Here is a 12951-nt window from a genome sequence, read left to right as displayed (position 1 = left end):
TTCCCAATGAGACAAGGAATCATTCATTTTTAAAACGGATTTTTTCCTTCACGCCTTTTTCAGCTATGGGGACCCCACCTACTTTGTCTATGTCGGAAACTGCAATTTGGGTATTTGCCACTTTAGGATAGTTTTTAATTGAACTCGTTTAGACTACAATATCCCAAATGACTTTGTGCCTTCTCAGGAAAAAGTGTATATTAAAATCCAATCCAAAATAAGAAATCCGCGAAAATCATTTCTTTCCGTGTGATCATCTGCCTCTATAACTTTCTTCCTTCTCCTTAGCTTTTTTACTTCTCATCAAGCCGGAGAGGCTTTTCATTTTCTCCTTAATGAGAAAAGAATCAAGACGTTGACAATCGGTGACCCATCACGCATCAAAGGCTACAAAAAATAATGTTTGAAAAATGATTTGACTCTAGCTCCTTTATAATTCTTTTAGAAAATTTCAATATATTTCCCAATGAGACAAAGAATCATTCATTTTTAAAACGGATTTTTTCCTTCACGCCTTTTTCATCTATGGAACCCCACCTACTTTGTCTATGTCGGAAACTGCAATTTGGGTATTTGCCACTCTAGGATAGTTTTTAATTGAACTCGTTTAGACTACAATATCCCGAATGACTTTGTGCCTTCTCAGGGAAAAAGTGTATATTAAAACCCAATCCAATATAAGAAATCCGCGAAAATCATTTCTTTCCGCGTGATCTACGTCCATTTATCCAACTCTATAGTATCGCAAGTAAAGATGTTATATATTCTATGCTTCCCATTAAAAAAAAAGACCAACTCAATCATGAGTCAGTCTTTTTGTGTTTTAAAAGAAAAGGCAAAGCTATAAGCCGGGTCCTGTATTTTCCGAAGAAAACTTCTATCATTTATCTAGGACATTTGTCACCAAATGCCTCAAGCAATCCACCCCCCGAACATCAGCCGAGTAGGCCTACATACGTCGGTGTACTTGATCTTGCAACACATAAGGTACACAGCCACCAATGTCACCACCAGTGCTGGTGAGCTCTTACCTCACCTTTTCACCCTTACCCGAAGGCGGTTCTTTTCTGTTCTACTACTAAAGCCTTTCAGCCTTCTTCCCGTTAGGAAGCATGTTACTCTTTGTTGCCCGGACTTTCCTCTCCCTTTTGCAAGGCAGCGATAGAATGCTTTGCCAGCCGCGAAGATAGTTAGAAAGGAGAAAGGATGCAAGAATACAAACGGAAAGGTTAAAGTTAAAAGAATAAAGAAAAATAAGATACAAAGCTAATGGAGGACTAGTAATGATGTTGTAAATATTGACCTTAGAATACGCGAGGTTTTCAGCTGCTAATAGGTATCCATTAAAACTGAAAATTATTCTTATCTAATTCAATTTTTCACTTAAAACTTTTACAATTTCACAATAAAAGCATCGAAAAATCCTTTGTTGCGAATCTCACGCAACTCACGGCGACACACCCAATAGTTATCAAAATCGCCATAAAAATAACGATACAAAGCGTCTTTCTGGTCAAATGTTCGCTTTAGAGCTGGCAAGTCCAATCGTTCCGTACTCATTTCAAGCTTAGTAGCGTACACCTGAATGGTAAAATGAGCCTCTGGAGTAAGACCTACACTAGCTTGTTTTTTGGGAGCCGTAGATGGACTTTTTATTTTTGCCTGAGAAAAACCCAATTCTTTTAGCTTTCGAACGGCTTCATCAGCTTGTGTTTTATTCGAATAAGTACCTAACTCAACCACATAAGCACCTCCATCTATCGGCATCTCTAAAGTGAAATCATAGTAGTAGTCTACATATTCTTTTCCCCTCATTTTTCGCCCCATATTATAGGATCCTGCTTCATAAGCAAGATGCTTTACTTCCTGTTTCTTTTCCTCTGCCTTTATGTACTCTATCAAATTCCCTTTATTGATTACTGCCACCCGTGCCATTGGGAAATGAGTTTGAACGTCTGTTTTTAAATAGTTAACTGCATCAGCAACATCATCGAAACGTCCCATCACATAGTGGAAATATTCATTATCGCGCAAAACTTTCACAAAATGATAAGGCGAAAAATGCTCTGCATTCAGGCTTGCTTTTCCTTCCTCGAGCAAAATAGTGTAAAAATAATCATTACCAATGTCTGTTAATTCACCAATGGCAATTTCTGCCGCACTCTTTTTTTGCAATTCCTGCTTAATTATTTCCTCCTTTTTATTTTCATCCTTCTCTTTTTCCTCCCTCCTGAGAGCTTCAGCAATTTGTTCCGAAGAGAAAGTCTCATTTAAATTCAAAACCTTTGCTTCCGCATAACCAGAAGATTTAATTGCTTCAGCCAAATCCTCTGCTTTACTTTTGGAACTACTAAGACCCGAAACATAATGATAGGTACCATCCTCGCCAGTCAATTCAAGAACATCATCAATACTTTCAAAATAATCCGTGAAAACCGGATATTTAAATTTGGCAATTTCTACTCCATAAGTAGATGATCCCGCATTAGAACTCGCAAAAGTAATATCGAAAAAAGGAGACAGAGAACCTATTGTTCCAGTCAACAGGAAAAAGCAGATTAAAAAATAGATATTTCTCATAACAGACTGCAAAAAAGAAGGTGGAATCAATGCTTAAAAATAAGAAAAATTGTTAGTAGTTAATATAATAAAACAGAAAATACTAAAAATAAATGCATTAAAATAAGTATTTAGAAGAAAAACGACCCAAAAGATGCTTCACAGTACAAAAATTAACTCAATTCGTCGGTTTTTCTGCTGCAAGATTTCAGATGCTTCCGATTGATTGGCACTAGCATTTAAAATGAATTCCTCGCCCCAGGCAAGCGTTTCAATTTGAGAAGCATTTACACCTTTCTTCACCAAATAATTTTTTGTTTCTTGAGCTTTACGTAGCGATAAATTCCAATTCTCCTGCACAGCACCTTCGGCATCGGTATGCACATTGATTTTTATGCCCAAATCGGGAAATGCCTTCCAAAATCGAACCAATCGATCCAAAGTATTTTTTGCTTGCGGGCTAAAATCCTTTTCTTCTCTCTGAAAATAAATATTTTTAAAGGTAATCTTCTTTTTCGGATCATCCATAGGCAGCAATTCAGATACAAAGGAAAATGCTTCCTGTTCGGAATTTTTCACCAAACTAACCTCAATTTCCCTTTTGGGATTGGATGAATAATAATCAATCAACTGATTCTGATAACCCTTCTTTTGAATTGCAATTTGATATTCTATTCTTTTTTCTGCCTCAGAACTGGGAATTTCGAAAGTGATTTTTCCTTTGGAAACTTCCTCCTCCGAAAGAGAGATTTTCTTATTAAGATTTACATTTCGAACACTCACCTTTAGGTCTTCTAAGAATTCATTATTCTGCTCATCTTTCACCAAAATATCTATGCGAAGCATTTTCTGACTTTCAAGCTTAAAAATCTGATCGCGTAAGCCTTGATCCTCCCGATCGGATACAAATAAAGACACTTCTGGATCAGAAGTATTTACGAGAGAATAATCGGAGTAGGCTGAATTATAAGGTGCACCCGGATTAATTACCGGAGACCAGCTTCCATCCTCATTTTTCTTGGTGTAAAAAAGATCAAAATTACCATAACCCGATCGCCCATCGGAAGAAAACCACAAATAATTATTTGCTAACATACGTGGATAAATCTCATTTTTGGCGCTATTGATAGCAGATCCAAGGTTCACAGGTTGAGTCCAACGATCTCCATTTCGTTCACTAACATATAAATCCATGCCTCCATATCCACCTTCCATATCTGAAGAGAAATACATACGATCGCCATCAGGACTAAGATATGGATAGCAGCAGGAATATTTCCGACTGCAAAAACCCAAACTTTCCTTGGCCTGCCATTCGCCTTTTCTCCTTTTTGCAATGGCTATTTCCATTTGTTGTTTTCCCTTTCGGAGATACCAGCGCGTGTAGTATAGAGTGTTTCCATCGGGAGAAAGACAAACTGCTCCCAGATCGGTTTTTATTTCCAATTCGGAGGCATATAGCTTTGGCGAAACAAAATCAGAAGCCTGACTATCAGCCAAAAACAAGCGATAACTTTCCCCCTTCTTTTGTTTTCCGCGACTTTGCTCTGAATAGACGATTCCTTCGGGCAGCATAGAAATTCCCAAACACTTTCCTCGAGGTTGAGCCTCAAGCTTGCTAATTTTAAGATCTTTATTGATCTTTCGCAAGGCAATTACCTCATGAATTGCATCCAATTGAATTTGAAGATCATTGGGATTGGCTCCCATTTCTCCAGCTTGCTCGGCATATAAGACTGCCGCCGCAAAATTATCGTTAGCAAGATCGATTTGTGACAAGTGAAATAGATCCGTTGGCACTTTCTCATCCTCGCTTATCTGATTAAAAAAATCAGCAGATTGCTGATAATTCCCCATCATAAAATAGGATTCTGCAATCTTTCTGTAAAGCTCTGTATTCTTCTCATTTACACTTTCCAAATATCGAACTGCCTCTGGATAATCTCTTTTTAAAAAAGCTTTATTCCCTTTTTTCTCCTCTTTGGTCTGACTATAAAGGAGGGTATTTACAAGCATAAAAAAAACAAGAAATTTCAACTTTAGAACCATATCCGAATCATTTTAAATATGAACATAAGTCGAAATTAAGTATTTTAAAGACAATAACAAATTCCCAATCCCTTAAAGTTGAAAGTACAATTTATTCGAATTCAATTCTTTCAGCTATACACCTAATCATTATGAAACTTTATTCTTTCAAGACCTTTTACTCTCGCATCAAAAGCGAACTATCGCCATAACTTAAAAAGCGAAAATCGTTGTCAAGTGCATACCTATAGATCTTTCTCCACTGATCCCCTACCAGAGCTGAAATTAATAACAAAAGCGTGCTTTGTGGCTGATGAAAATTGGTGACCAATCCTGAAATCACCTTAAAATCGTAAGCAGGTGCTATTATGATTTGGGTAGCTGCATTGAACAATGTCAATCCTTTTTCCTGCATAAAATCGGCAATGGCCTGGTAAGCTTCCCTCCGAGTATATGTGGCTGGCAACTGATAAGCCTCCCACTGCTGCAATAGATACGGATTTTCTTTGCCTGATAAAATCTTTACACCCATCCAATACAAACTCTCTAAACTGCGCACTGATGTTGTTCCAACAGCCACAATTTTATTCTCTGATTGAATGAGATCCTTCACCGTTTCAAGTGTTACCTGAATGTGTTCGGTATGCATCTCATGTCCACCAATCTGCTCCGATTTAACAGGCTTGAAAGTTCCTGCCCCCACATGCAAGGTCAATTCCTGGCGACGAATATTTTTTTCATCTAAATGAGCAAAAACATCCTTGGTAAAATGCAATCCAGCGGTAGGCGCTGCAACCGAACCTTCATATTTCGAGTAAACCGTTTGGTAACGAACCAAATCATCTTCTTCAGTATCGCGATTTAAATAGGGAGGAATGGGAATTTTCCCTGTTGCCTCCAACACATCGCTGAAGCACAAATCCGGATGACTCCATGAAAAAAGGATCTCCTGAGCTCCGTCCAAAGCTTCCTTTTTTTCGGCTTGTAGAAAATACTCCTGATCACCCACAAAAAAAGGCATTTTTAAAGCCCCCGACTTCCACTTTCGAGCGTTGCCGACAATGCATTTCCAGGAAGAAGAACCACAGGCCTGAAAGGCCAAATTGTAATCGGCAGGTTGCAAGGGCTCCAAACAAAAAATCTCGATTCTTGCACCTGTTTCCTTATGAAAAATCAAACGCGCTTGAATCACTTTGGTATTATTAAACACCATTGTTGTTCCCTCAGCAATTTCAGAAGGCAGGTTTTTAAAAACCGATTCCGAAATCTCTCCATTCTTATAAACCAGCAATTTAGATAATTCTCTGGCCTCTAAAGGGTGCTTTGCAATTCTCTGATCTGGCAGATCGTAAGTAAAATCCGAAATTCGAATCTGCTTTGCATCCAGGCTTTTTATATTGATTTGATCGTTCATTAAATTCTTTATTACGCAAGCTTTGTTTCTAATAAAACCAAGGCTTTACATTTTGATCGGCAAAAATAGCTAACTTTGTCGGGAATCAAAAACCTGTTGGCTACTTTAGAGTGCCGAAATTGAATCGGACCAGTTTAAAGCCAACCCAAATCATACAATCAGATGCAAATAAATATAGGAGATAAGGTTCGCTTTTTGAGCGAGACCGGCGGTGGTGTTGTCACACGAATACTAGATGCAAAAACAGTAATGATTTTAAACGATGAAGATGAATTTGAAATACCTAGCCTAAAAAGCGATTTAGTGGTTATTGAATCTTCCCAAACGGGAAATACTGCCCAAACAAAAACAAGCAATACTACCACAAGCAGTTCTCCAAGTCCATCAAAACAAAGCCTGTTTGTTGAAAAAGAGGAAGTCTATGCTGCCTTTGTACCAAAAGAATCATCTGTTGCTTCGGAAGGTCCTTTGGAATTGTATTTAATAAACGATACCAATCAAATTCTTTTGTACAACTACTACAACGAAAAAGGCCAGAGAACCGAAGGTGTTACTGCAGGGAATCTGGATCCAAAATCGAAAATTCTTTTGGCAGAATACGAACTAAAAGATTTGAATGAATTGAGCAGCTGTCATTTTCAAATCCTTTACTATCAGCAAGGAATAAGCAGCATTAAAAACCCATTAACACGCACAATCAAAATACAAGCTGTTAAATTTTACAAATCGTCTAGTTATAAGGATACCGCTTACTTTCATCAGGACGCAATACTCTACAAACTAACAGGTGGAAGCGATTTGGAGCAAAAGCTTGATGAACTGAGCGATAAAGATTTCAAGCAGGCAATACGTGAAAAAAAGACTTCGGGGAAAGTAAAAGTTGCCGAAAAAAGCAATAATTCCAATGATCAATTAATTGAAGTCGATCTTCATATCAATGCTTTGATTGATTCGGTAACCGGACTTTCCAATGCAGACATTCTAGAATATCAAATGAACAAATTTCACGATACTTTGCGCCAGTATCAATACGAAAAAGGCAAAAAAATCGTGTTTATACATGGCATTGGAAATGGAACCTTAAAGCAACGAGTTTTGAGCGAACTCAAAAGAAAATACAGGAAATTCTACCAGCAAGATGCTTCTTTTAAAGAATATGGCTGGGGTGCAACCATGGTAACAATCAGGTAACAACTCACAAAAATACAGATAAAAAAAAAGACGCTATAAATGCGTCTTTTTTATGCTTTTATATATGGTACAACACATCATTTTAATGCATAATCTTTTAGGAATGAATAAAAGATTTGATGGGCTCGAAACAAGCTAAGAAAGCCAACAAACCAAGCACTGCAATTACTATTCCTGATATTTTATTGATCCAAAACAACTGCTTTAAGCGAAATTTTTTCCGGAAGATATTAATTATTGTAGAAAGAACGTACCACCACAAGGCACCCCCCAGCAAAACCCCCAATATCAGAAACAATTCAATTCGTAGAGTGGGATCGGTCCCAAAAATAGAAGTTCCAGCAAACACAGCAACAAATACAAAGACAGCGATGGGGTTCGATGCTGTGAGAAAAAATATGGAGACAAAATCGCCCAACATGCCTTTTTTACCAGGTTTTCGAGCTCCCCTAATTTGCTTTATGGGATTGGTTAAGAAAATCCGCATGCCCACATAAATCAAGAATACACTTCCCACCAACTGCAAATAAAATTCCTGCGATTCGATAAAACTAAGCACCATGCCCAGTCCAAATGCAGCCACCGTAGCATAAAACATATCGGCAACAGCAGCACCTAATCCAGAAATAAATCCAGCCAATCGGCCTTTCTGAATGGTTTTTTGAATGATTAACACACCAATCGGCCCCAAAGGGATCGACACCATTAGGCCTACTGCTATTCCTTTAAATAAATATTGAAAATCCAACTACTACTCCTCTTTTTCTGGTAAAAACTGCTCACAAAGGTCGTAAAATATATACTAAAAGTTCACATCTTCCGATGAAAATCTTTTCATAATCGTATCATCATTAAATTCCTTCGATAATGACTCGATTACTTTTATGGGTACATTAAATAAATCAACCACAATTAAACCATCAAGACAATCGTTAAAATTCGGATCAATATTAAAGCCTATAATCTTAGCATTCAGAGAGATATATTTTTTAAGAAGTACTGGCAACTTATCATTTGTAATCTCAAAATCACCTATCAATTCATCCAGTTTATTGATATCGCTCTTTGCCGCTTCTAGTAAAATATCTACATCGAGACCTTTTATTTTGACCTTAAATTTCTTTCTCGATTTTATGAATTGTCCTAAATCATAATTAAAATAATTCCGCATAATAAACTTAATGATCAAATCTTTAGAGAGATCAGAATATTTATTACTAATACTTACAGGGCCTATGAGGTAACGAGATTGAGGGTTTTTAAGCAAAAAATACAAAATGCCTTTCCAAAGCAGAAAGAGTGGCATTGGCTTTTTTTGATACTCTTTCACAATAAAAGATCGTCCCAGCTCTAAAGATTCGTGCAAAACAGGTTGAAATTTCTTACTCATTCGGAACAAACTCTGCAGGTAAAAACCTTTTAAACCATATTCAGAAAGAATTTCATTCCCCTTTCCTACCCGATAAGCACCCACTATTTTGTGCTCGTCCTCATCCCAAATAAACATTTGATGATAGTACAAATCATACTCATCCACATCAATTGATAAGTTGGTTCCTTCACCCACTTCACGAAAGGTAATTTCTCGCAATCGCCCTAATTCTGTTAATATATTAGGTAATTTTGAGCTAGGTGCACAATACACGGTGTAATTTTTGCTCTTAAACAACAAATATTCCTCGGCCAAAGCTTCCACTTCGTTACGGATAATCTGAAGATTTATGGCTGGAATAACTTCCTCAACCTTCTCTACTTTTTCTTTCCGCTTGAACTGATAAAACTTCTTCACCTCTATTGGCGTTCCCAACATATAGGTTTTCGCACGCAAAAACCGTCCATATTGGTTGATATCTGTAAATCCTGCCTGACTTTTCACCGAAATAGGATTTCCAATACGAATACGAACTTTCTTGTTCTTCTTATTCAAAAGTTCTGAAGGTAATTTTACAGTACGCAAAGTAGGATGTATCATCCCCAACAGATGAAATATTAAACTATTACTTCCCTGAAAATAGATGGGAACTACGGGAACTTCTGCTTTCTTAATAAATTTAAGAATGGGTGGCTGCCATTGCTTATCGGTAATGTTATTGGTCTGAGACTGATAGGCAGATACCTCTCCTGCGGGAAATATTCCCAAGGGAAAGCCATCACGTAAATGACGGAGACCTTCCTTAATTCCGCCCATACTCGAAGCAACCCCTTTTCGCTCCTCGAAAGGATTGACACCTAAAAAATAATCTTTAATAGGTTCTATTTTTTTGAGTAAAAAATTGGCCATTGCCTTAAACTCAGGGCGAACTATACAAATTAACTTAATCAGTATCAAGCCATCAATACCACCAAAAGGGTGATTAGATATAGTAATAAAAGGTCCTTCCTTTGGAATTCGCTTCAATTCCTCCTCATTGTATTCAATTGTAATATTAAGATCTTCAAGTAAAGCATCAATAAAATCAATACCATCCTTTGAACAATTGGCAGAATACAAATCATTCAACTTGTTCAATCGCAGGATATACATCAATAATTTAGCAAAACTCTCGCCCCCAAACCAGTTTAAACTCTCACTGGCTTTCAATAAATCTTTTGGATCAACCAACTTCATATTTAAAACGTTCTAAAAAAAATAGTCCTGATTGTAATCAGGATAAACAAACCAAATCAAATTATCATTTCAAACAAAAGGCAATGTGATTTAGCATTCATTGATAGTTTTTTTTAAGATCTTACCTATTCCCGAATAGTATATATACCCTTCAGAAATACTTGTCAAACGAAAAGTTGTAGACCAATTTTATCGCCTAAAATTACTATTATTTATGAATACTCTAGCCCATCTCGTAGTAAAAACTTTGATCTTACTGTTCATTACAAAAAATGCTCTATCCAGTGCCCTTCCTCAAAAAGACGAATCGACTGAAAACCAAATTCTTTCAGTCGTTTTTCAGCTAAATCGAAGCCAGCAACTAATTCGTCCACATGATGGGCATCACTACTGATAGTAACAGGTATGGAATTCTTTTGGCATTCTTCCAAAAAATAATGATCAGGAAAGAAAGACGTGCTCTTTTTCTTATAGATTCCCCGACTGTTGATTTCAACAATGCTTCCATTTTGTTTTATGGCTCTTATTGTCCTATCCACAAGTTCAAGATACCAGGTCTCTTTCTCGGAAAAAAATCTTCCTTTACTATTCATTTTTACCTTATCGGCATGCGCAATCACATCTGGTTTTTGTGTTTCGACCATTTCTATCAACTGCTCGTAATAGGCAGTTACCGCTTTCTTAGCATCACCATCAAACAACACTTCAATACCATGAATGTAGTTTGTATCTGGTCCATCAAGAAACCAAAACTCCGTATCCGAATCAGCCTTAACCAAATGTACCGAACCAATGGTATAATCCAAATCCGCCACTTTCGTGAATTCGCTGAATGAATTTGTAAGACCTGGAATATAGTCTATTTCCAGCGACAGATAAATTTGTATTTCAGCTTTAAACTTTTTTCTGAGTCCTTTTATTTCAGCGACATAGTTAGTCAACTTTTCGGAAGGCATACTCCAGGACTGCTTTACAGGCAATGGTGCGTGAGATGAAAAGCCTATGGCTGTAAGTCCCAACTCAATAGCTCTTACAACCATTTCTTCAGGCGAATTTTTACCATCGCAGAATGTGCTGTGTGTATGATAAGAAAAATAATTCATGCATCTATTTTATGAGTAAACAAAGATACTTTAAGGCATGAATTTCCCAAACAACAAGTAACAAAAACTCTTACCACAACAACAATTAGTAAATCAAGACCTTACACAGAATCACCTTGGAAAATATTTAATTTCCACACCAATGCTTCTACTTTAAAATGTTTATAAATAATACTATCTTTGCTGTAATTTAAAAAGATATGACTGAGAACGAAAAATTACACTACGATAAATGGCTTCCAACATCAGCAAAGGAAGTGAAAGCAAGAGGTTGGGACGAATTGGATGTAATCCTATTTAGTGGAGATGCTTATGTTGATCACCCCTCTTTTGGAGCTGCAGTGATTGGGCGAATTCTTGAAAATGAAGGCCTGAAAGTTGCCATTGTGCCACAACCAAACTGGCGAGATGATTTACGAGACTTCAAAAAATTAGGACAACCTCGTTTGTTCTTTGGAGTTACTGCTGGAAATATGGACTCGATGGTGAATCATTACACAGCCAACAGACGTCTGCGTCATGATGATGCCTATACCCCTGATGGAAGGCATGGACAACGCCCAGATCTTCCAACCATTGTTTACTCTCAAATCCTAAAAAAACTGTACCCCGAAACACCAATTGTAATTGGAGGAATTGAAGCTTCGCTGAGAAGAGTAACGCACTACGACTATTGGGCCGACAAATTAAGACCTAGTATTCTCTGCGAAAGTGGAGCCGATTTACTGGTTTATGGAATGGGAGAAAAACCCCTGAAAGAAATTGTTCGTTTGGCCAGAAGAGGCGTTCCTTTTTATTCTCTTACAAACATTCCTCAAACCTCATTTTTAGTCGCCAAAGATGAAAGTTATCCAACCAAAAAACAATGGGAAGACCAGATTTTATATTCGCACGAAGACTGCTTAGAGGACAAGAAAAAATTCGCAAGCAACTTTCGCTACATCGAAATGGAGTCGAATGCAATGATGGCGAAAAAACTAACTCAGAACTATGAAGATCAAGTAATTGTTGTAAACCCACCCTATCCGGTAATGAATGAAAAGGAAATGGATGAAATTTACGATCTACCTTACACAAGATTGCCACATCCCCGGTATAAGAGCAAAAAAATTCCTGCTTTTGATATGATAAAATTCTCGGTTAACATGCATCGAGGGTGTTTTGGTGGCTGCTCTTTCTGCACGATCTCGGCCCATCAGGGAAAATTTATCGCCAACCGATCCGAAAAATCCATTTTGAAAGAGGTGGAAAACATTACCAAAATGCCAGATTTCAAAGGTTACCTTTCTGATTTAGGAGGTCCTTCGGCCAACATGTATCAGATGAAAGGCATTTTTGAATCAATTTGTAAAACCTGCAGAAGACCTTCCTGCATTCACCCAGATGTTTGTCCAAACCTGAATACAAATCATCAGGCTATGCTGGACATTTACAAAAAGGTGGATCAAGTTCCGGGCATTAAAAAATCTTTTATAGGAAGTGGAATTCGTTACGATTTAATTCTCCACCAAACGAAAGACGCAAAAGTCAACAAGACCAACAGAGAATACGCCACTGAACTGATTAAGAATCACGTTTCGGGACGATTGAAAGTAGCCCCGGAACATACCTCCGACGAAGTGCTAAAAATCATGAGAAAGCCATCCTTTAACTTATTTTACAAGCTAAAGGCTTTGTTCGATGACATCAACGAAAAAGAAGGCTTAAAGCAACAATTGATTCCTTACTTTATTTCAAGTCATCCAGGAAGTCAGGGAACCGACATGGCTGATCTTGCGGTAAAAACCAAAGAACTCGATTTTAGACTGGAACAGGTTCAGGATTTCACACCAACACCGATGACTGTTGCTACCGTGATCTACTATTCTGGCTATCATCCTTATACTTTAAAAAAAGTATTCACAGCCAAAAGTGAGAAAGAAAAACTATCGCAACGTAAATTTTTATTTTGGTACAAGAAAGAGTATCGAGAAGCCATTAAAAATGAATTAATTAAAATGGGTAAAAAAGATATTTTAGCCAAACTTTTCAAATAGTTAATCAAAATA

At 37.3% G+C, this 12951-nt stretch carries 8 protein-coding genes and 1 other RNA gene; 2 read left to right on the top strand and 7 right to left on the bottom strand.

Annotated features, from left to right (window positions below):
* Positions 1 to 828: 828 nt before the first annotated feature.
* From rnpB to ABYT26_RS07515, 4 genes are all read right to left on the bottom strand, one after another.
* Positions 829 to 1178: RNase P RNA component class A (rnpB, locus tag ABYT26_RS07530), an RNA gene on the bottom strand.
* 214 nt (positions 1179 to 1392) lie between these two features.
* Positions 1393 to 2544: an SPOR domain-containing protein gene (locus ABYT26_RS07525; RefSeq protein ID WP_372752477.1), complete on the bottom strand. Its 1152-nt coding sequence runs from the start codon at positions 2542 to 2544 to the stop codon at positions 1393 to 1395.
* Positions 2545 to 2718: 174 nt separating this feature from the next.
* A complete protein-coding gene (locus ABYT26_RS07520) occupies positions 2719 to 4608 on the bottom strand; it encodes an OmpA family protein (protein WP_372752475.1) in 1890 nt (629 codons plus the stop codon).
* Between the two features lie 157 nt (positions 4609 to 4765).
* Positions 4766 to 6001: an S-adenosylmethionine:tRNA ribosyltransferase-isomerase gene (locus ABYT26_RS07515; protein WP_372752473.1), complete on the bottom strand. Its 1236-nt coding sequence runs from the start codon at positions 5999 to 6001 to the stop codon at positions 4766 to 4768.
* Between the two features lie 162 nt (positions 6002 to 6163).
* Here ABYT26_RS07515 and ABYT26_RS07510 point away from each other — a divergent pair, with 162 nt between their 5' ends.
* Positions 6164 to 7192, top strand: a complete 1029-nt coding sequence (locus ABYT26_RS07510; protein ID WP_372752471.1) for a DUF2027 domain-containing protein — start codon at positions 6164 to 6166, stop codon at positions 7190 to 7192.
* Positions 7193 to 7289: 97 nt separating this feature from the next.
* Here the strand turns inward: ABYT26_RS07510 and ABYT26_RS07505 are convergent, their stop codons facing one another.
* The 3 genes from ABYT26_RS07505 to ABYT26_RS07495 form a co-directional block, all read right to left on the bottom strand.
* Positions 7290 to 7940 (bottom strand): LysE family translocator, encoded by a 651-nt coding sequence (locus ABYT26_RS07505; protein ID WP_372752469.1) that lies wholly within the window; start codon positions 7938 to 7940, stop codon positions 7290 to 7292.
* Positions 7941 to 7994: 54 nt separating this feature from the next.
* Positions 7995 to 9800: a lysophospholipid acyltransferase family protein gene (locus tag ABYT26_RS07500; RefSeq protein WP_372752467.1), complete on the bottom strand. Its 1806-nt coding sequence runs from the start codon at positions 9798 to 9800 to the stop codon at positions 7995 to 7997.
* 263 nt (positions 9801 to 10063) lie between these two features.
* Positions 10064 to 10903 carry a histidinol-phosphatase gene (locus tag ABYT26_RS07495; RefSeq protein ID WP_372752465.1) on the bottom strand — a complete coding sequence of 280 codons (840 nt, stop codon included), beginning with the start codon at positions 10901 to 10903 and terminating at the stop codon, positions 10064 to 10066.
* Positions 10904 to 11103: 200 nt separating this feature from the next.
* Between ABYT26_RS07495 and ABYT26_RS07490 the strand changes: the two genes are divergently transcribed.
* Positions 11104 to 12939 (top strand): YgiQ family radical SAM protein, encoded by a 1836-nt coding sequence (locus ABYT26_RS07490; RefSeq protein WP_372752463.1) that lies wholly within the window; start codon positions 11104 to 11106, stop codon positions 12937 to 12939.
* The last annotated feature ends 12 nt before the right edge of the window (positions 12940 to 12951 follow it).

Origin of the sequence: Labilibaculum sp. (genome assembly GCF_041595635.1) — a bacterium.
GTDB lineage: Bacteria > Bacteroidota > Bacteroidia > Bacteroidales > Marinifilaceae > Labilibaculum.
This window is presented reverse-complemented; position numbering and strand designations above follow the sequence as displayed.